This is a genomic window from Streptomyces sp. CBMA156, assembly GCF_014596515.1.
Classification (GTDB): domain Bacteria; phylum Actinomycetota; class Actinomycetes; order Streptomycetales; family Streptomycetaceae; genus Kitasatospora.
Map to the genome: position 1 here is coordinate 1 of NZ_MSJQ01000281.1, position 20,807 is coordinate 20,807.

Annotated in this window: 13 protein-coding genes and 1 rRNA gene; 6 read left to right on the forward strand and 8 right to left on the reverse strand. The window is 73.3% G+C overall.

Annotated features, from left to right (window positions below; translation table 11 throughout):
• The 5 genes from BU198_RS23875 to BU198_RS23895 form a co-directional block, all read right to left on the reverse strand.
• A 16S ribosomal RNA gene (locus BU198_RS23875) occupies positions 1–124 on the reverse strand; the annotation flags it as partial.
• Between the two features lie 529 nt (positions 125–653).
• Entirely contained in the window at positions 654–1,328 is a 675-nt protein-coding gene (locus BU198_RS23880; protein ID WP_188298921.1) for a nucleoside/nucleotide kinase family protein, read from the reverse strand.
• A 117-nt stretch (positions 1,329–1,445) separates the two neighbouring features.
• Positions 1,446–2,402 (reverse strand): LD-carboxypeptidase, encoded by a 957-nt coding sequence (locus BU198_RS23885; RefSeq protein ID WP_188298922.1) that lies wholly within the window; start codon positions 2,400–2,402, stop codon positions 1,446–1,448.
• Positions 2,403–2,639: 237 nt separating this feature from the next.
• Positions 2,640–3,728, reverse strand: a complete 1,089-nt coding sequence (trpS, locus tag BU198_RS23890) for a tryptophan--tRNA ligase (RefSeq protein ID WP_223244857.1) — start codon at positions 3,726–3,728, stop codon at positions 2,640–2,642.
• Between the two features lie 187 nt (positions 3,729–3,915).
• Complete coding sequence (locus BU198_RS23895; RefSeq protein ID WP_188298933.1) at positions 3,916–5,490, reverse strand: APC family permease; 1,575 nt, start codon at positions 5,488–5,490, stop codon at positions 3,916–3,918.
• Between the two features lie 326 nt (positions 5,491–5,816).
• Between BU198_RS23895 and BU198_RS23900 the strand changes: the two genes are divergently transcribed.
• Both BU198_RS23900 and BU198_RS23905 read left to right on the forward strand, forming a co-directional pair.
• Positions 5,817–6,932 carry an iron-siderophore ABC transporter substrate-binding protein gene (locus tag BU198_RS23900; RefSeq protein WP_317620291.1) on the forward strand — a complete coding sequence of 372 codons (1,116 nt, stop codon included), beginning with the start codon at positions 5,817–5,819 and terminating at the stop codon, positions 6,930–6,932.
• A 303-nt stretch (positions 6,933–7,235) separates the two neighbouring features.
• On the forward strand, positions 7,236–8,612 hold the full coding sequence (locus tag BU198_RS23905) for a hypothetical protein (protein WP_188298923.1): 1,377 nt from the start codon (positions 7,236–7,238) through the stop codon (positions 8,610–8,612).
• An 89-nt stretch (positions 8,613–8,701) separates the two neighbouring features.
• Here BU198_RS23905 and BU198_RS23910 read toward each other — a convergent pair whose 3' ends face one another.
• Positions 8,702–9,235, reverse strand: coding sequence for an NUDIX hydrolase (locus BU198_RS23910; protein WP_188298924.1), 534 nt, complete (start codon positions 9,233–9,235; stop codon positions 8,702–8,704).
• Positions 9,236–9,358: 123 nt separating this feature from the next.
• Between BU198_RS23910 and BU198_RS23915 the strand changes: the two genes are divergently transcribed.
• Complete coding sequence (locus BU198_RS23915; RefSeq protein ID WP_188298925.1) at positions 9,359–10,357, forward strand: ATP-grasp domain-containing protein; 999 nt, start codon at positions 9,359–9,361, stop codon at positions 10,355–10,357.
• Between the two features lie 77 nt (positions 10,358–10,434).
• On the opposite strand, the gene BU198_RS23920 is transcribed toward BU198_RS23915, so the two are convergent.
• Positions 10,435–14,388, reverse strand: a complete 3,954-nt coding sequence (locus tag BU198_RS23920; protein ID WP_223244858.1) for an ABC transporter ATP-binding protein — start codon at positions 14,386–14,388, stop codon at positions 10,435–10,437.
• A gap of 386 nt (positions 14,389–14,774) precedes the next feature.
• Positions 14,775–15,452 carry a TetR/AcrR family transcriptional regulator gene (locus tag BU198_RS23925; protein WP_188298926.1) on the reverse strand — a complete coding sequence of 226 codons (678 nt, stop codon included), beginning with the start codon at positions 15,450–15,452 and terminating at the stop codon, positions 14,775–14,777.
• A 131-nt stretch (positions 15,453–15,583) separates the two neighbouring features.
• On the opposite strand from BU198_RS23925, the gene BU198_RS23930 reads away from it, so the two are divergent.
• From BU198_RS23930 to BU198_RS23940, 3 genes are all read left to right on the forward strand, one after another.
• A complete protein-coding gene (locus BU198_RS23930; protein WP_188298927.1) occupies positions 15,584–17,290 on the forward strand; it encodes a carboxyl transferase domain-containing protein in 1,707 nt (568 codons plus the stop codon).
• Between the two features lie 153 nt (positions 17,291–17,443).
• A complete protein-coding gene (locus BU198_RS23935; protein ID WP_188298928.1) occupies positions 17,444–19,759 on the forward strand; it encodes a biotin carboxylase N-terminal domain-containing protein in 2,316 nt (771 codons plus the stop codon).
• A complete protein-coding gene (locus BU198_RS23940) occupies positions 19,756–20,742 on the forward strand; it encodes a hydroxymethylglutaryl-CoA lyase (RefSeq protein WP_317620293.1) in 987 nt (328 codons plus the stop codon). Before BU198_RS23935 ends, BU198_RS23940 begins: the two co-directional genes overlap by 4 nt.
• Positions 20,743–20,807: the final 65 nt, after the last annotated feature.

Below are 20,807 nucleotides of genomic sequence, written 5' to 3' on the forward strand. Positions count from 1 at the left end.
AGATTGCCCACGTGTTACTCACCCGTTCGCCACTGATCCACCCCGAAGGGCTTCACCGTTCGACTTGCATGTGTTAAGCACGCCGCCAGCGTTCGTCCTGAGCCAGGATCAAACTCTCCGTGAATGTTTACCCGTAGTCGGGTTCACACTCGCGTTGAGCGGCACGGCAACCACCGGAATAGGGCGGTCCCGCGCACTGCGTCCTCGCTAGTGTTTGTTTCAAAAGGAATCTCCAACCCCAGGAAACCTGAGGCCGGGGATGTCAACATATCTGGCGTTGACTTTTGGCACGCTGTTGAGTTCTCAAGGAACGGACGCTTCCTTCGGACTGCCTTCCAGCAGGCCCTCCGGGCTTCATTCTTTCGTGTTTCCAGCTTATCAGATGTTTTCCGCTCCGTTTCCGGAGCTTCGTTCATCCAACTCGCCGGTGTCTTCGGGGCTTTGACGCCCTGTCCGACGTTTCAAACTCTAGCCGATCCCCGCTCCGAAAAGCGAATCCAGCCGCAATCCGATAAAACGCGCACGCCGAATAAGCCCCAGGCCGTCACGCGGAAAAGCGAAACGACCGGCACGAACCGGAAGTGGTGATTCAAAGGATTGGCCGCCCCGGGACCGTCCGCGCAAACGCGTGTCCGGTGCTCCCTGCCGAGTGACTAGAGAACACTACCCCTGTCCGGCGCCGGAGGCAAACCCGTCCCGGAGACGGTCCTGGTGCAGAGCGCCCGGCCGGGCTTCACGTACTCGCCGTTGGGATGGTCGTTGCCGGTGACCCAGTGGCGGGCGGTGGTCTCGTCGCGGCCGCCGTCACGGTGGCGGCGGAGCAGGCGCTCCTCCCGGACGGTGTCGTCGGCGTGCACGTACCAGAGTTCGTGCAGCAGTCGGCGGGCGTCCGGCCAGGGGGCGTCGGCGGAGGCGAGGTAGTTGCCCTCGGTGATGACAAGGCGGGTGTGCGGGCGGACCACGTGGCGGGCGGCGACCGGTTCATCCAGGGTGCGGTCGAAGTCCGGGACGTAGACGTCCTGGAAGCGGTCGCCGGCGATACGGCGCAGCAGGGCGACGTACCCGTGGGCGTCGAAAGTGGCGGGGGCGCCCTTGCGGTGGGTCAGGCCGAGGCGGTCGAGCTGGGTGCCGGAGAGGTGGAAGCCGTCCAGCGGAACGTAGGCGACGGTGCCGGGGCCCTCGGCGCGCTCGACCTCGGCGACCAGGTGGCGGGCCAGGGTGGACTTGCCGGCACCGGGCGGGCCGGCGAGTCCGAGGATCGTACGGGCGTTGCTTCCCGGGCCGTGGAGGAAGCCGAGGGCAAGGGCGGTGAGGCGGTCCTCGTTCATGGCCGCACCCTACTCAGCGCGCACACCCTGCTCAGCGCGCGCTCTGCCCGGCACAGGCTCTGCCCTGCGCACGCCCTGCTCCACCGGCGCACTCCGGGCACTCCGGATCGGGACGGCTCAGCGGTCGGCCAGGGCGGGCAGGTCCAGGGTGAGGGTGCCGGCATCGGCGTCGAGCAGGGCGGGAACGCCGAGCGGCACGGTGAGAGTGGACGGGCAGTGGCCGAAGCCCAGCTCCCAGAGCACGGGGATGCCGAGCCCGCCGAGCCGGTCGAGCATCACCGCGCGGACCCGTTCGGGCCGTCCGCAGCCCTCCCAGGAGCCGAGGGCTATGCCGGCCACGCCGTCGAGGGCGCCGGAGCGCAGGAGCTGGGTGAGCAGCCGGTCCAGTTGGTAGGGGTGCTCGTGCACGTCTTCGAGCACCAGGACGCTGCCCGCGTACGAGGGGCGGGCGGCCCGCGTGCCGCGCTCGGCGGTGAGGACGTGGAGGCAGCCTCCGGCCGTGACCCCGTGGGCCCGGCCGGGGACGAGCGGGGCGGCGGTGGGCGAGGTGAGGACGGTGGTGGATGCGGGGTCGAAGAGGGTGCGGCGCAGGTGCTCGGCGGTCGGACCGTCGTCGACGAAGGTGGCCCCGGCGGCCATCGGTCCGTACAGGGTGGCGAGGCCGAGGCGCTGGGCGAAGGCCTCGTGCAGGGAACTGACGTCGCTGAAGCCGATGAAGGGTTTGGGCCGCGCCGCGCGCATCGCGGTCCAGTCGAGCAGGTCGACCATGCGGTGCACGCCGTATCCGCCGCGGGCGCACATGACGGCGTCGACGGTGGGGTCGAGCCAGACGGACCGGAGGTCGGCGGCGCGGTCGACGTCGGTGCCGGCCAGGTAGCCGAGGGCGGGGTGGGTGTCGAGGACGTGCGGGGCGACGGTGACGCGCAGCCCCCAGGAGCGGAGGATCGCGCAGCCTGCGCCGAGGCGTTCGGCGTCGATGGGGCCGCTGGGGGCGACGACGGCGATGTGGTCGCCGGGGCGCAGGTGCGGCGGGCGGGTCAGCCCCTGGCCGGGTGTGGTCGGGTGCTGGTCCATGGGCCGGGCCGCCTTTCGGGCGCGGGAGCGGGGTACGGGCGGCCGCGCCGGTGGCGACCGCCCGGTGACGATATGCCCCGTGTCGACCGGCCGATGTCCGCGGGCCCGATGTCCGCCGGCCCGATGTCCGCCGGACGCCGATGCCTGCCGGACGGCGGTCCACGGCCGGGGCGGACCCGACGGAGAGCGCGGACGGACATCCGCGGCCTCCGGCAGGCTCCGGCCGGCGGGCGCTCCTCAGATCGCCGCCCCCATCACCTCCCGGACCTCGGCGAGGGTGGCCTCCGCGACGGCGTTGGCGCGTTCGGCGCCGTCGCGCAGGACCTGCCGCAGGTGGCCGCGGTCGGCGGCGAACTCGGCCCGGCGGGCCCGCATCGGGCGGAGGAACTCGTTGACGGACTCGGTGACGGTGCGCTTGAGCGCGGCGGCGCCGCCGTCGCCGATCTCCTCGGCGACTGCCTCGGGGGCGCGGTCCTGGCAGAGCGCGGCGAGCAGGACGAGGCCGGCCACCCCGGGCCGGTTGACCGGGTCGTAGTCGATCCGGCGGTCGGCATCGGTCCTGGCGCCGCGGATGATCCGGGCGGTCTCGTCCTCGGTGGCGCCGAGCGCGACGGCGTTGCCCCGGCTCTTGCTCATCTTCCCGCCGTCGGTGCCGAGCACCATCGGGGCGTCGGAGAGCAGGGCCTCCGGGCGGGGGAAGACGGCGCTGCCGTCGGCGTGCGGGTAGCGCTCGTTGAAGCGGCGGGCGACCGTGCGGGCGACTTCGAGGTGGGGCAGCTGGTCCTGGCCGACGGGGACCAGGTCGGCCTTGCAGAAGAGGATGTCGGCGGCCTGGTGGACGGGGTAGGTGAACATCAGCCCGCTGACCGCGGACTGCCGGGAGTGGGCGATCTCGTCCTTGACGGTGGGGTTGCGGCCCAGTTCGGCGACGCTGACCAGGCTGAGGAAGGGGAGCAGCAGCTGGTTGAGGGCGGGGACGGCGCTGTGCGGGAAGATCGTTGCCCGCTCGGGGTCGAGGCCGGCGGCGAGGTAGTCGAGGACGAGGTTCTCGGTGTGCTCGGCGAGCCGGTCGGCGAGGTCGCGGTCGGTGATGACCTGGTAGTCGGCGACCACGACGAACATCTCGACGCCCTGGTCCTGGAGCCGGACGCGGTTGCGCAGGGTGCCGAAGTAGTGGCCGAGGTGCAGCGGCCCGGTGGGGCGGTCCCCGGTGAGGACACGATGGGCGGTCGGGTCGTCGGACGGCACGGACGTGGCCGCGGCGGGAACGGGGGCACCGGCGGGCACGGGGGCGGCAGCGGCAGTGGCGGCGGTCTCGGTGGTCAAGGTCTCTCTCCTCGGTACGGCGGTGGTGGCGGCCGTCCGGGGCGAGGGGCCCGTCCTGCGGTGAGCGGTGGAAACGCAGCAGGGCCGTCCGTTCCGGACGGCCCTGCTCAGGCGAGTGGGGTGGCCGTCCTAGGACGGCCACCAGCACAGGCCCGTGAAGCGCTTCATGGACCCGAGGGTAACGGCGTCAGTCCTCCACGACCAGCGCCTGGGTGTCCTTGGTCAGCGTCTCGCCGCGGAAGAACTCCGGGCGGATGACGCTGTACCAGGTCATCAGGCCCGCGCCGAGCAGCAGGATGCCGACGCCGATCACGAAGACCGAACCGATGCCGAAGACCGACCCGCTGCCGTAGTCGGGGGCCCAGGCGTCGGTGAGGGTCTGGAGGAAGACCGCGCTGAGCAGCACGCCGCCGAGGAGCGGCGCGACGCCCTTGAGCAGCAGGTCGCGCACGCTGGTGCGCAGCGAGCGGCGGAAGTACCAGGCGCAGGCGAAGGCGGTCAGCGCGTAGTAGAAGCAGATCATCAGGCCGAGCGCCAGGATGGTGTCCTGGACGACGTTCTCGCTGATCAGACTCATGCCGACGTAGAAGACGGCGGTGGCGATGCCGGCCGCGACGGTGGCGTAGCCGGGGGTGCGGAAGCGCGGGTGGACGGCGCCGAAGCGCGGCGGCACGGCGCGGTAGGCGCTCATCGCGAGCAGGGTGCGGGCCACCGGGATGAAGGTGGTCTGGAGGCTGGCGGCGGCACTGGCGACGACGGCCAGGAAGAGCAGGATGCTCCACGGCGAGCCGAGCACCGGCCGGGCCAGCGCGGCGAAGACGTTGTCCGCGGTGGCCGGATTGCCGAGGCCGTTGCCGGTGCTGCCGACGCCCGCGAACATCTGGGAGGCGATCGCGACCAGCAGGTACGAGCCGACCAGGGTGACCATGGAGATCATCGCGGCGCGGCCGGGGGTCTTGGCGCTGCCCTGGGTCTCCTCGTTCATGGTCAGGCAGGTGTCCCAGCCCCAGTACATGAAGATCGACAGCGACAGCCCGGCGGTGAACGCGCTGAACGAGCTGACCTCCAGCGGGTTGAGCCAGGAGAACGAGAAGCCGACGGAGTCGGGCAGGTCGCCGGCCACGGCCTTGCCGATGGCGATGGCGGAGAACAGCACCAGCACGGCCAGCTGGAGACCGACCAGGCTGTACTGGAACCACTTGGTGGCGGTCATCCCCCGGTAGCTCATCGCGGTGGCGCCGGCGATCAGCAGGACCACGGTGAGCAGGTGGACGGCCTTGTTCTGGTCGAGTCCGGTGACCCAACCGCTGCCGGTCATCTCCCCGAGCATCAGGTACAGGAAGTCGGTCGCGACCCCGGCCAGGTTGGAGAGGACGATGATGGTCGCCACCGTCAGGCCCCAGCCGGCCATCCAGCCGACCCGGGGGCCGAAGGCCCGGACGCCCCAGGTGAAGGACGTGCCGCAGTCCGGGAAGTCCTTGTTCAGCTCCTTGTACGCGAACGCGACGAGCAGCATCGGCAGGAAGCCCGCCAGGAACACCGCGGGCATCTGCACGCCGACCGCGGTGACGGTCGGGCCGAGCGTCGCGGTCAGGCAGTAGACCGGGGCGACCGTCGAGACGCCCAGCACCACGCTGCTCAGCAGGCCGACGGAACCGCCCCGTAGACCCTTGTCCCCCGCTCCCCCAGCGGTCCCCTGATCACCGGGGACTCCACCACTGATGCCACTGACCGGGGCACCCTGCGGAGCGCCGGGCGTCATTGCCCGGCCGCTGCTCGTGTGCTCTGAGAGCTGCTGATCAAACACCAGCGCACCCTAGATGGGGGCATGGAAGGTTGAGTAGACCAACCCTTGGTGATCTCAACCACTTGCTTCGATTCGTTCCCGCCGAAGGCAGTGGGGCTGATGCATTAACGGCTTGTTAACCCCATGTACCTTTGTTTCCAAGGGCTTGAGCCAAGAAAATTTCTCCCGTTTGCCAGGGTTTGACATGGTTTGACCCTCTGGAGCGAGTGGGCCGCGACCCCGCCACTCCCGCATCGGATAGGTTTGCCTAACCTAATTTCGATCGTGAAAAGGAGCGTCGCGTGCCCCCCACCTCCGACGACCTGGCCCCCTCCACCCGCACCCCCGGCCGCCGCCGGTTCCTCACCGCGGGGATCGCCGGCAGCGTGGTGCTCGGCCTCGGCGGACTGCTCACCGCCTGCGGCAGCTCGGACGGATCGGACGGATCGGGCGGCAGCGGCGGTTCGGCCCCGGCCGCCGGCGGATCCTCCCCTGACCAGAAGTCCGTCAAGCAGGGTGGCGACGACTACGCCACCGTGATCGAGAAGATGAAGGGCTTCGGCACCGACGCCGCCCCCGGCGTCTACCCGCGCACCCTCAGGCACGCGATGGGCGAGACCGTCCTGCCGGCCAGGCCCACCCGGGTCGTGGTGCTGGACACCGGCGAGCTCGACAACGTCGTCGCCCTCGGCATCCAGCCCGTCGGCATCGTCCACGCCGACGCCTCCAAGTCCCTGCCGTCCTACCTCAAGGACAAGGCCGGCAGCCCGGCCGCCGTCGGCACCATCAACAGCCTCAACCTGGAGGCGATCGCCGCGCTCAAGCCGGACCTGATCCTCGGCAGCCAGCTGCGCGCCCAGGACCAGTACGCCCAGCTGTCCAAGATCGCACCGACCGTCTTCTCGCTGCGCCCCGGCTACCCGTGGAAGCAGAACTTCCTGCTCAACGCGAGCGCGTTCGGTCTGGAGACCGAGGCCAAGGCGCAGCTCGACGCGTACCAGGCGGCGGCCGCGGCGATCGGCGCGAAGCTCGGCGACAAGCGGCCCACCATCACGCCGCTGCGCTTCATGCCGGGCCGGACCCGGCTCTACGCCGAGCTCTCCTTCATCGGCACCATCCTCACCGACGTGCCGCTGCCGCAGCCCGGGATCGAGCAGGTCAAGGAACTCGCGGTGGAGGTCAGCCCGGAGCAGATCGACAAGGCGGACGCCGACTGGATCTTCTACGGCGTGTACGGCAGCCCCAGCTCCACCAACCAGGACACGGTGCTGGGTGGCGCGCTCTGGAAGACGCTCGGCGCGGTCAAGTCCGGTCAGGCGCGACCGGTTTCGGACGAGACCTGGTTCCTCGGGCTCGGCGTCATGGCGGCGAACGCGGTGCTCGCCGACCTCAAGGGGTTCGTCGCGCCCGGGAGTTGAGCCGACCCGGCGGGCCCGGGACTGATCGGGACCGGGCCCGGGCGGGTCGCGAGCGGGCCTGGAGCGGGCCTGGGAGCGCGGGTCCGGGACGGGTCCTCGCGGGACGCGGGGCGGCCTTCCGTCCGTACGGCAACGGTGTTCGCCCGGCGCGGTCTTGGGCGATCCCGCGGTGATTCCACGGTGATTCCGCGGCGGTCCTGCGGGGGTGTCGCGGTGGTATCGCGCACACCATCGGGTCGGACGCTTGGAGCTGATCGCGTGGTGCGGGAGGATCGTCGGGACCGTTCCCCGAAGGGCCCGCAGATGACCTCGCTCCACCCTGCCGCAACCGATCCCTCCCTGCCCGGCCCGCCCCGGGACGCCGCCGGATCCTCGCCCCCGCACGCCGTACCCGGCCCGCCCGACGCGGTGGCCCCGGCGATCCCGGCCGTCCCGATGGTCCCGGCCGTCCCGATGTGTTCGATCGCGACCGCCGCCGAACCCGGTGCCACCACGCCGGGCACTCCGGACGGGGCTGCCCGCCAGGGCTGCGCCTCGCGCCACGACTCGGTGCCGCAGCCGCGCAGCCGCAACGACGTGGAGGCAGCGGGCCCGTTCCTGTCCGGCCCGGAGACGGACGGCCCGGAGACGGACGGCCCGGAGGCGGACGGCGATCCGACCACGACGCGTCTGCGGGCGGCGTTCGCCGACCGGCTGCGGGCCGCGCACGCCCAGGGCCGCTCCGTCGCCGAACTCGCGCAGGCGTGCCGGCGGCCGCTCGCGGAGGTACGGGTGCTGCTCGGCCTGGACGCGGCTGCCGAGGACGGTCCGGCCGCGCCCGACGGCCCCTCCTCCGACGCCGTCGTCGTCGATGTCGACGGCCGGGACGGAAGCGGGGCCGAGGCCGGGTTCGTCCGGTTCCGGCCCGCCGACGCCCCGCCGGAGGACGGACCGTCCGTACCGACGCCCCGGGCGGGGCGCGAAGACCTGCGGATCCTGGGGTCCCGACGGCCGTCACCCTCGCGGCGGCTGCGCCGGATGCACCCGCAGGCCGCCCGGACCGGGCAGGGGGCGACCGCACGGGAGACGGCCGCGACCGACCCGACCGGGGCGGGCCTGCCGGACGCCGCCGGGTGGACGGACGGATCCGCCGGTACGGCGGGGACGGCTGAACCCACCACCGGCGCGGTGGTAGCGGCGGCGCAGGTGCCGCCGTCCGCGACGGGCACCGGGTCCTTCGGTGTGACCACCCCCGCCACCGGATCGAGCCCCGCCACGACCGGTCCTGTCATCGTCGACTCGGCCACGACCGACTCGGCAGCAGTCGGCCCCGCCGCCGTCGAATCCACCGCGGGGACCCCGTGGGCCGAGCCGCAGCTCGGCATCCTGATCGGCGGCAGTCCCGGACAGGCCGACACCCTCGGCCGGCCGGAGGAGCGCGCACCGGTCCGGGTGGCGGCCCGGCCGATCCGGGTCGGCCGCGGCACCTGCCTGGTGGTGCTGCCCTCCTGGCGCCCCGCCATCGCCGTCTCGGTGTCGACCGAGCAGCTGCTGTCCGCGACCGGGCTCGGCTTCGGGCAACTGGCCGACGCCCAGCTGACGGTGCTGATGAATCCCGGCGCACTGCACGACCGGGAGCTGGAACTGCACGGCTGGGAGTCCGGTCCCGCCGGGCGGCCCCGGCGCGGCGGGCGCCCGTAGCCGCGCCGCCGGGACGCTCCGACGGGCAGCGACGGGCCGAGCGGTCTGGCGGGGCTGAAGGGTCCGGCGGGTCCGGCGGGTCCGGGGACCTAACGGGCGGCCGGGGCGTTCGGGACGTACCCGAGGTCGACGGGCACCGGCGGACGCCCGTCCACCGCCCAGCCGGGGCGGACCGCGTCCAGCAGTTCCGGCAGCGCGGGCGGCCAGAGGGCGTCGGCGTTCTCGTCGGCCAGGTCGGCCGGGGTCCACCAGCGCCAGTCCAGGATCCGGTCGACGGCGTGCACCGCGCTGACGTCGCCGACCGGGCCCCGGTGCGGTCCGCCGGCGAGGTAGATGTGCTCGTGCTGGCGGACCGGGGTGCCGTGCCAGGTGAAGTCGTGCTCCCAGGTGCAGAGCAGCGGGCCGGGTTCGAGGTCGCTCCAGCCGGTCTCCTCCCACAGCTCTCGGCGGGCGCCCTCCCACGGGGTCTCGCCCGGCTCCAGTCCGCCGCCCGGCATGGTCCAGTGCACGCCGACCTCGTCGTTGTCCGAGCGGAGCAGGAAGACCGAGCCGTTCTCGTCCAGGACCACCGTGCGGGCGGCCTGCCTCGGCTTGCGCTTGTGGGGTCGCAGCAGATTTCGCATCGGGTCACTCTCGCAGTGGCCGACCGGGGCGTCGAGCGGATTCGGCACTCCGGTCGGGTGCTTGCGCCGGCCGGCCCGTCGTGCCGGACGCGGGGCCCGCCCGTCGGCCGTACCCTGACGGCCATGCCCGTACCAGCGATCATCTTCCCCGCCGATCCGCTCAACCCGCGCCGGCCCGACCCGCACTTCGCCTGGGAGGCCAGGATGGTGCGGGAGCTGGGCGGCGAGCACCACCTGGTCGACCACGACGTGCTGCTCGCCGGTCCGGCCGAGGAGGCGGTCCGGCGGGTGCCGCGGGACAGCGGCCCGCTCTGGTACCGGGGTTGGATGCTGCCCTCCGCCCGGTACGCCGACTTCGCCGCCGCGCTCACCGCCCGCGGCGGCAACCTGCTGACCAGCGCGCCCGGTTACGCGGTGGCCCATGAACTGCCGGGCTGGTACGACGTGTTCGAGGGCGCCACCCCGGCCAGTACGTGGATCCCGTCCGACGGGCCGGTGGCACCCGGGCCGGAGGAGCTGGCGGAGGCCGCGGCCCGGCTCGGCGGGCACGGGCCGGCGATCGTCAAGGACTACGTGAAGTCGCGCAAGCACGAGTGGCACGAGGCCTGCTACGTACCCGAGTTGGCCGACCTGGCGGCCGTCGGCCGGGTGGTGGAACGGTTCGTCGAACTGCAGGGCGAGTTCCTGGCGGGCGGCGTGGTGCTGCGGCGGTACGAGGAGTTCGAGGGCACGGACGCTTCGGCGGAGGGCCCGGCCGGCGCGAGTGGCGCGGCTGGTGGAACTGTCGGGGCCGGTGCGAACGGTGGGACCGGGGTGGTGCGCGCGGACAGCGGCGCACCGGATGCCGGCGGGCGGGCCGTGGAGGCCCGGGTGTGGTGGCTGGACGGCCGGCCCGTCCTGGTCGGACCGCACCCGGACGCCCCGCGCCAGGCCGTCGAGCCCGACCTCACCGACGTCCGGGCGCTGGTGCGCAGGCTCGGCTGCCGCTTCGTCACCACCGATCTCGCCAGCCGGGCGGACGGCTCCGGCTGGCGGGTGGTCGAGGTCGGGGACGGGCAGGTGAGCGACCTGCCGCGCGGGATCGACGCCTCGGGGCTGCTGGCGTCGCTGATCGCCGCCTGACGGACCCGGGATGACGAACCCGGGATGACGGTCCGACAGGCGGCTTACGGGCGAGCGGAGTTCTGCACTGGACCGCGCTAACCGGCGGCGACGGCCTCCGCCGCCGGGTGGCCGTCGGCGATGAACGCCTGCCAGAGCCGGGCGTAGGTGCCGCCCCGGGCGAGCAGTTCGGTGTGGGTGCCGTCCTCGACCACCCGGCCGTGGTCCAGCACGACCACCCGGTCGGCACGCTCGGCGGTGGTCAGCCGGTGGGCGATGACCAGGGTCGTCCGGCCGCCGCTGAGCCGGTCCGCGGCCTGGTTGACCGCCGCCTCGGTGGCCAGGTCGAGCGCCGCGGTGGCCTCGTCGAGCAGCAGGATGTCCGGGTCGACCAGTTCGGCCCGGGCCAGCGCGATCAGCTGGCGCTGGCCCGCCGAGAGGTTGCGCCCGCGGCCGGCCACCTCGTGGCCGTAGCCGCCCGAGAGCCGCACGATCATGTCGTGCGCGCCGACCGCCCTGGCCGCCGCCTCCACCTCGGCCGCCGAGGCGTCCGGCCGGCCGTACGCGATCGCCTCGCGGACCGTGCCCGCGAACAGGTACGCCTCCTGCGGCACCACGCCCAGCCGGTGGCGGTACTGCGCCAGGTCGTAGCGGGTGAGGTCGACCCCGTCCACCCGGACGGTGCCCTTCGTCGCGTCGTAGAACCGGGCGACCAGCTTCACCAGCGTCGACTTGCCGGCGCCGGTCTCCCCGACCAGGGCCACCGTCTGCCCGGCCGGGATGTGCAGGTCCACGCCGCTCAGCACGGTCGGGGCACCGTCCGCGCCGCCGTTGTAGGCGAAGCCGACCCCCTCGAAGGAGATCTCGCCGCGCAGGCCCTTGGCCACCGGGACCGGGTCGGCCGCCTCGGCGGTGGTGGTCGGGGTGCGCAACAGCTCGCGGATGCGGCCGAGGCCCACCGAGGCCTGCTGGTAGCCGTCGAACACCTGGGACAGCTGGTTGACCGGCGCGAAGAACAGGTCGATGTAGAGCAGGTAGGCGACCAGCGCACCGACCGTCAGCGTCCCGGCGTCGACCCGGGCGGCACCGACGATCAGCACCAGTGCGGCGGCCACGCTGGAGAGGAACTGGACGAACGGGAAGTACAGCGAGATGTAGAGCTGGGCGCGGACCCGCGCCTCGCGGTAGGCCATGCCGCGCGCCACGAAGCGGTCGGTGTTGGTGTCCAGGCGGCGGAAGGCCTGGACGATCCGCATGCCGGCCACGTTCTCCTGGAGATCGGCGTTGACGGCGCTGATCAGGTCGCGGGAGCGCTCGTACTGGTCCCTGGACTTCCTGCGGAACACCAGGGTCGCGATCACCAGCAGCGGCAGCACGGCGAAGACCACCAGGGCCAGGCCGGCGTCGATGATCAGCAGGGCGGCGAAGATCCCGGCGAAGGTCAGCAGGCTGACCACCGCGGTGACCATCCCGGTCTGGAGGAAGGAGGTCAGCGAGTCCAGGTCGGTGGTCATCCGGGTCATGATCCGGCCGGTCAGCTCGCGCTCGTAGTAGTCCAGGCCGAGCCGGTTGAGGTGGGCGAAGATCTTGAGCCGGAGCGTGTAGAGGACGCGCTCGCCGGTACGGCCGCTGACCCGGTTCTCCGCGCCCTGCACCACCCAGTCCAGCAGGACCACGACGAGTGCGGTGAGCGAGGCCACCGCGACTCCGCCCATCACGCCCTTGCGGACGCCCTCGTCGATGCCGTGCCGGATCAGCACCGGGAGCACCAGTCCGGCCGCCGCGTCCAGGGTGACCAGCAGGAGGGCGATGAGCAGCGGGGTGCGGAAGGGGCGCAGCAGGCGGCGCAGGGTGAAGTCGGGGTCCCCGGCTTCGGCCTCGGCGCGGGGGACGGCCGGGATGTCCGAGGCGGGCGGGAGGGCCGCGACCTTGGCCAGCAGGTCGGGGTCGGCGGTGCGGGCGGCCTTGCTCAGGGCGGGGGTGGCCTGAGGTGCGGGGGCGGGGGTGGCCCCGGGCGTGGCGTCCGCGGGAGGGCCGTCGGTGGGCTGCGGCTCGGTGACCTGCGGTTCGATGGGCTGCGGTTCAGCGGTTTGCGGCTCGGTGGGCTGCGTACCGGCCTCGGGATCGGTGATCAGGGCTCGGTAGCGGGGACATCGGGCTTCGAGTTCCTCGTGGGTACCGAGGTCCAGCAGCCGACCGCGGTCCAGGACGGCGATCCGGTCGGCGAGCTGGAGGGTCGAGCGGCGGTGGGCGATCAGCAGCGTGGTGCGGCCGGCCATCACCGAGCGCAGCGCGTCGTGGATCTCCGCCTCGATCTGCGGGTCCACGGCCGAGGTGGCGTCGTCCAGCAGCAGGATCCTGGGGTCGGTGAGGATCGCCCGGGCCAGCGCGACGCGCTGGCGCTGGCCGCCGGAGAGGGTCAGGCCCTGCTCGCCCACCTTGGTGTCGTAGCCGTCCGGCAGCGCGCGGACGAACTCGTCGGCCTGGGCGGCCCGTGCCGCGGCGACCACCTGTTCGTCCGTGGCGTCCGGGCGGCCGTAGGCGATGTTGGTGCGCACCGACTCGGAGAAGAGGAAGCTCTCCTCGGGAACGATGCCGACCGTCGCCCGGACGGAGTCCAGGGTGAGGTCGCGCAGGTCGTGGCCGTACAGGCGGACGGTGCCGGCGGCCGGGTCGTAGAAGCGGGGCACCAGCTGGGCCACCGTCGACTTCCCCGAGCCGGAGGCACCGACCAGGGCGAGGGTCTCTCCGGGGGCGATCCTCAGGCTGAGGCCGTGCAGGACGGGGGCGGGGTGCTCGGGGTCGTAGCGGAACTCGACCCGGTCGAACTCCAGGGCCACGTCAGGGGTCTCGGTGTGCGCGAGGTCGAGGGTGCGGGCGTCCGGCCGCTCCTGGACCAGCGGGCGCTCGTCGATCAGTTGCAGGACGCGCTCGACGCCGGCCCGGGCCTGCTGGCCGACGGTGATGACCATGGTCAGCATCCGCACCGGGCCGGTCATCTGCGCGACATAGGTGGAGAAGGCGACGAAGGTCCCCAGCGTGACCCGGCCGTCGACGGCCAGCCAGCCGCCGAAGGCCAGGACGGCGACCTGGGCGAGTGCCGGAATCGCCTGCATCGCCGGGTTGTAGCGGGCGTTGAGCCGGATCGAGCGGAGCCGGGCGGCGAACAGGCTGCGGGAGACCCCCTCCAGCTTGTCGAGCTCCTGTGCCTCCTGGCCGAAGCCCTTGACCACGCGGACGCCACCGATCGCGCCGTCCACCACGCCCGCGACGGCGGCCGCCTCCTGCTGGGCCGCCCAGGTGGCGGGGAAGAGGCGCTTGCGGCTGAGCACCGAGACCCCCCACAGCGCGGGGGCCATCACCAGGGCGATCAGGGTGAGCGGCGGGGACAGCCAGACCATCACGACCAGCGACATGACGAACATCAGCAGGTAGCCGGTCATCATCGGCAGCATGGAGAGCAGACCGTTGACCAACTGGAGGTCGGAGGTCGCGCGCCCGATCACCTGGCCGGTGTCCAGCCGGTCCTGGCGGTGGCCGTCGAGCCGGCCGAGCGAGCGGAACAGGTCGCTGCGCATGTCGTGCTGGACGTCGAGCGCGAGCTGGCCGCCGTAGTAGCGGCGGACCTGGGTGCAGCCGAAGACCACGAGGGCGCCGAGCAGCAGCAGCACCGCCCAGGGGGTCAGCGAACGGGTGTGGGCGACGATGACGTCGTCGATGATCAGCTTGGTGACCAGCGGCACCAGCGCGGTGACGGCCATGCCGAGGAGCGACGCGCCGAAGGCGAGCAGCAGGCTGCGGCGGGACCGCCAGCTGTAGCCGATCAGGCGACGCAGCCAGCCGGCCTGCTCGGCCTGCTCGGCCTGCTCGGTCTGCTCGGCTTGCTCGGCCTGCTCGGCTTGCTCGGCCTGATCAGTCGGCTCGGCCTGCTCGGCCGGCGTCGTGTGTGCGGCGGTGGTCTGCGGGCTGTCGACGGGGACCTCCGGGGTCGGGCCGGGGGCCGGGGGGCCGCTCGGGGATTGCTCCACCGTGGATCCGTGAGTCTCAGGCATATTTAGGAATGCTAACCATTTCGTCGGGTGGCCGCCACGGCGTTTCCGCCCCGGGTGGGTCAGGGGCGGGCCAGGGCAGCCCGGATCGTCCGGTCCAGTGGACTGGCCAACAGCCTGCGGCCTGCCGTGATTCCCGGCCGGGAGCCCACGCGGGCCACTCTCCCCCGACCGCTTCCAGCGTCGCCGACGGCCTTCCGGGCGCCCAGCGGCCAACGGGTGGGCGGGCGCCGTCCTTTGGGCCTAGGACTCGGGACGGGCTTCCGTCGGCGGCTTCACCCCGGGCTCCCGCAAGGCGCCTTGCTCCGCTTCGATGTCGACGCAGAGGCCGGAAACGGGCCCGGGGGCGGGGCGAGCGCGTGGCCGGGACCCAGGGCGGGGCGCGGGATTCAGGCCCCCGCGGACGCCGGACCGCCGGCGGGCGCAACGGCCGAGTCGGCGACCGAGGCGGCCGCCGCCGCGAATGCGCCGTGGGCGAGGGCGTGGAGCAGGGCGGCCATGCCGTCGCGCTGGAGCGCCGGGCGCTCGCCCTGGTCGGGGTTCGGGCCGAGGCTGTGCGGGGTCGAGTTGATCAGGCCGAAGACGGCGTGCACGGTGGCCCGCGCCACCGGCTCGGCGGCGGGGTCGGCCAGCGGCGGGTAGGCCTGCCGGACCACGTCCACCCACAGTTCGACGTAGCCGCGCTGGAGCCGGCGGACGGTGCGCCGGTCCTCCTCCTTGAGGTTCAACAGCTCGCGGTCGTGCAGGGTGATCAGGTCGCGGTCGTTCAGGGCGAAGTCGACGTGGCCGCCGATCAGCGCGTTCAGCGCGGCATCCGGACCGTCACCCTCGCCCGCCCGGCGCCGCCCCTCCTCCAGCAGCCGCTCGCTGATGCCGATCAGCAGGTCCGCGAGCATCGCGTCCTTGCCGGCGAAGTGGCGGTAGAGCCCGGGGCCGCTGATCCCGACGGCCTTGCCGATCTCGTCCACGCCCACGCCGAGGAAACCCCTGGCGGCGAACAGCCTCGCGGCCTCCCGGCGGATCTGGTCGCGGCGTGGGAGCGCGGAGGCTGCGGGGGCGTTCGACATGTCGACCATCGTAGACAGTCGGGTTATCGGCCGTTAACCTGGGCGCGTAAGTTAACGTTAATTAACGTGCGATGCCAGGCAGACCGCACCCGGCCGCCCACCTGGTGCCGAGGGCAAGGGAGCTCTTGGGAATGGTCATCTCAACCACCGGCGCACCCACCGGTGTCCGGTTCAACGCAGCGACCGGCACGGCGCCCGGCGCCGCACCGTCCGCGGCCGCCGCACCGGCACCCCGGCTCGGCACCTCCGCCGACCCGGGCTCCGAGGCCTACCGCGCCAACACCGAGGCGCACCGGGCCCTGGTCGCCGAGCTGCGCGCGAAGCTCGACGCGGCCGCCCTGGGCGGCGGGGCCAAGGCCCGGGCACGGCACACCTCCCGCGGCAAGCTCCTGCCCCGCGACCGGGTGGACACCCTGCTCGACCCGGCCTCCCCCTTCCTGGAACTGGCCCCGCTGGCCGCCGACGGGATGTACGACGGCGCGGCCCCCGCGGCCGGGGTGATCGCCGGCATCGGCCGGATCGCCGGGCGCGAGGTGGTGGTGGTCGCCAACGACGCCACCGTCAAGGGCGGCACCTACTACCCGATGACGGTGAAGAAGCACCTGCGCGCCCAGGAGGTCGCGCTGGAGAACCGGCTGCCCTGCGTCTACCTGGTCGACTCCGGCGGCGCCTTCCTCCCGATGCAGGACGAGGTCTTCCCCGACCGCGACCACTTCGGCCGGATCTTCTACAACCAGGCCAGGCTCTCCGCCGCGGGCATCCCGCAGATCGCCGCCGTGCTCGGCTCGTGCACGGCCGGCGGCGCGTACGTCCCGGCGATGAGCGACCAGGCCGTGATCGTCCGCAACCAGGGCACGATCTTCCTCGGCGGTCCGCCGCTGGTGAAGGCCGCCACCGGCGAGGTGGTCACCGCCGAGGAGCTGGGCGGCGGAGACCTGCACTCCCGCACCTCGGGCGTGACGGACCACCTGGCCGAGGACGACGCCCACGCCCTCTCCATCGTCCGCACGATCGTCGCCGGGCTCGGTCCGCGCGAGGCCAAGCCGTGGCCGCTGACCCCGGTCGAGCCCCCGGCCGTCGACCCGGCGGGCCTGTACGGGGCCGTGCCGGTCGACCCGCGCACGCCCTACGACGTGCGCGAGGTGATCGCCCGCCTGGTGGACGGCAGCCGGTTCGCCGAGTTCAAGGCCGAGTACGGCACGACCCTGGTCACCGGCTTCGCCCGGATCCACGGCCACCCCGTCGGCATCGTCGCCAACAACGGCGTGCTGTTCTCCGAGTCGGCCCTCAAGGGCGCCCACTTCATCGAGTTGTGCGACCAGCGGGGCATCCCCCTCCTCTTCCTCCAGAACATCACCGGGTTCATGGTCGGCCGGCAGTACGAGGCGGGCGGCATCGCCAAGCACGGCGCCAAGATGGTCAACGCCGTCGCCTGCACCCGCGTCCCGAAGCTGACCGTGGTGGTCGGCGGCTCCTACGGAGCCGGCAACTACTCGATGTGCGGCCGGGCCTACTCACCTCGCTTCCTGTGGATGTGGCCGGGGGCCAAGATCTCCGTGATGGGCGGCGAGCAGGCGTCCTCCGTCCTCGCCACCGTCCGCCGCGACCAGTTCGAGGCGCGCGGCGAGCAGTGGCCGGCCGAGGCGGAGGAGGAGTTCAAGCGTCCCGTCCGCGAGCAGTACGAGCGCCAGGGCAACGCCTACTACGCCACCGCCCGGCTCTGGGACGACGGTGTGATCGACCCGATGGACACCCGCACCGTCGTCGGCCTCGCGCTCACCGCCTGCGCCAACGCCCCGCTGGCACCGCCCGCTCCGTACGGCGTCTTCCGCATGTGATGCCTCCCGGTGTCACCCCTGGGTCCGTGACCCCTCCCTTCCGGTCCCTTCCGGGTGTGACTCCCCGCGGCGCCGGCCCACCCGGGCCGGCGCCCCGACCGCCCACCGCCACCTCCTTCGTACGGCTCCCCTCGACCCGGAGGAACGCCTCCCATGTTCGACACAGTTCTGGTCGCCAACCGCGGCGAGATCGCTCTCCGGGTGATCCGCACCCTGCGGCGGCTCGGCGTCCGCTCGGTCGCCGTGTTCAGCGACGCGGACGCCGACGCGCCGCACGTCCGCGAGGCCGACGCCGCGGTCCGGCTCGGTCCGGCCGGCCGCAGCGACAGCTCGGCTGCCGAGACCTACCTGCGGACCGACCAGATCCTCGCCGCCGCCCGCCGCACCGGTGCCCAGGCCGTCCACCCCGGCTACGGCTTCCTCGCCGAGAACCCCGGCTTCGCCCGCGCCTGCGCCGACGCGGGCCTCGTCTTCATCGGGCCACCTCCCGGTGCCGTCGAGCTGATGGGTGACAAGATCAACGCCAAGGAGGCCGTCCGGGCCGCCGGCGTCCCGGTCGTCCCCGGCAGCCGGGCCACCGCGCCCAGCGACGGGGATCTCGTCGCCGCGGCCGACGAGATCGGCTACCCCGTACTGCTGAAGCCGTCCGCCGGCGGCGGCGGCAAGGGCATGCGCCTCGTCCGGGACCGCGCCGACCTGCCCACCGAGATCGCCGCCGCCCGTCGCGTCGCCCGCACCGCCTTCGGCGACGACACCCTGCTGCTGGAGCGCTGGGTCGACCGGCCGCGCCACATCGAGGTGCAGGTGCTCGCCGACGCCCACGGCACCACCGTCCACCTCGGCGAGCGCGAGTGCAGCCTTCAGCGCCGCCACCAGAAACTGATCGAAGAGGCTCCCTCCGTTCTCCTCAATGCCGAGACCCGTGCCGCGATGGGCGCCGCGGCCGTCCGCGCCGCGGAGTCCTGCGGCTACACCGGCGCCGGCACCGTGGAGTTCATCGTCCCCGGCGTCGACCCGGACGCCCCCGCCTCCACCGACGCCTCCACCGCCGAGGGGGTGCGGGACTTCTTCTTCATGGAGATGAACACCCGTCTCCAGGTGGAACACCCCGTCACCGAACTCGCCGTCGCGGTCGGCCCGGACGCCGCCCGGCTCGACCTGGTCGAGTGGCAGCTGCGCGTCGCCGCCGGCGAACCGCTCTCCTTCACCCAGTCCGACATCTCCTTCCTGGGCCACGCCATCGAGGCCCGCATCTGCGCCGAGGACCCGGAACGGGACTTCCTGCCCACCGGCGGCCGCATCCTCACCCTGGACGAGCCCCGGGGCGAGGGCATCCGCGTCGACTCCGGGGTGGCCCCCGGAACCGTCGTCACCAGCGCCTACGACCCCATGCTCGCCAAGGTCATCGCGTACGGGCCCGACCGCCCGACCGCGCTGCGCCGGCTACGCGCCGCACTGGCCGACACCCGCATCCTGGGCGTCACCACCAACACCGGCTTCCTGCGCCGACTGCTCGCGCACCCCGAGGTCGCCGCCGGCCGGCTGGACACCGGCCTCGTGGAGCAGACGGCCCAGGAGCAGCCGGCCCTGCTCGCCTCGCCGTACTCACCCACGAACGCGACCACCCCGGACGCGATCACCCCGGACGCGACCGTGGCGGCCGAACCGCCGTCACCCGCTCACCTCCTCTACTACACGGCCGCGCTGGCACGGCACCTGGAACTCGTCCCCGCCGCCGACCCCGGCGGCTGGACCGATCCGTTCTCCCTTCCCTCCGGCTGGCGCCTGGGCGGCACCCCCGCCTGGACCACCCACCGCCTCCGCACCCCCGGCCAGGACCCGGTGGCGGTGCGCGTCCGTCCGATCACTGCGGGCAACGTAGCCGATGCCACTGACAATTCCGCCGGGCCGACCCGCGAGGTGGAACTCCGGCTCGACGAGGGCCCCGCGCACCGCGCCCGCGCGACCCTGGCCGACGACCGGCTGCACCTGACCGTCGACGGCCTCAGGACCACGTTCGCGCTGGCCACCGACACCGCTCCCGGCCTCGCCGCGGGCCCGGTGACCTGGCTCGGCGTCGAGGGCGACGCCTGGCCGCTGCACGCCTACGACCCGGTGGTCGAGAGCGCCGCCGGAACCGGCGCGCACCACGGTGCCCTGACCGCCCCGATGCCCGGCACCGTCACGGTCGTCAAGACCACGGCGGGCGAGACGGTCCGCAAGGGCCAGGCCCTGCTCGTGCTGGAGGCCATGAAGATGGAACACGTGATCGCCGCACCACACGACGGCGTGGTCGCCGAACTGCGGGCCACGGCCGGCGCCACCGTCGCGATGGAGGACCTGCTGGTCGTCGTCGCCCCGGTCGAGGACACGACGGCCGAGGGCACCACGAGTGGGGGCACGACGAGTGGGAGCGCAACGGCCGAACCGGCCGACGCCCCCGCCGAGCCCGCGGAGGTGCGGTCGTGACCGCCCCCGCCCGCGAGCCCGACGCCCTCGACCTGGGCCTGCCGGAGCCGGTCCGCGCCCCCGGCCTGCCCGAGGAGGTCCGGATCCACGAGGTCGGACCGCGCGACGGCTTGCAGAACGAGAAGTCCCTGGTGCCGGTCGAGGTCAAGGCCGAGTTCATCGCCCGGCTCGCGGCCGCCGGCCTGCGCACCGTCGAAGCCACCAGCTTCGTTCACCCGAAATGGGTACCGCAGCTGGCCGACGCCGAGGAGCTGGTCCCCCGGCTCGCCGAGCTGCCGGAGCGTCACCCCGGCCTGCGGCTGCCGGTGCTGGTGCCCAACGAGCGCGGCCTGGACCGCGCGCTCGCCCACCACGCCTCCGACATCGCGGTGTTCGCCAGCGCCACCGAGACCTTCGCCCGCCGCAACCTCAACCGCTCGGCGGACGAGGCCATGGAGATGTTCCGGCCGGTCGTGGCCCGGGCCACCGGGGCGGGGGTCGCGGTCCGCGGCTACCTCTCGATGTGCTTCGGCGACCCGTGGGAGGGCCCCGTCCCGGTCGACCAGGTGGTCCGCTACGGCGTGCAGCTGCTGGAGCTGGGCTGCGCGGAGCTGAGCCTCGGCGACACCATCGGGGTGGCCACCCCCGGCCAGGTCACCGCCCTGCTGGCGGGCTTCGCGCGGGCCGGCGTCCCGGTCGGCCGGCTCGCCGTGCACTTCCACGACACCTACGGCCAGGCGCTCAGCAACACCCTGGCGGCGCTGCGCGAGGGCGTCACCACCGTGGACGCCTCGGCGGGCGGCCTGGGCGGCTGCCCGTACGCGAAGAGCGCCACCGGCAACCTGGCCACCGAGGACCTGGTCTGGATGCTGCACGGGCTCGGCGTCCGGACCGGCGTCGACCTGCGCGCCCTCGTCGCGACCAGCGGCTGGATGGCCGGGCGGCTCGGCCGCCCGAGCCCCTCCCGCACCGTCCAGGCGCTGCTCGGCTCGACCGGGGGCTGACCCGCCCGCTCCGGCGCCGGTCGCCCGTACCGTCCGGCCGGCGCCACACCGCATCGCACTATCTC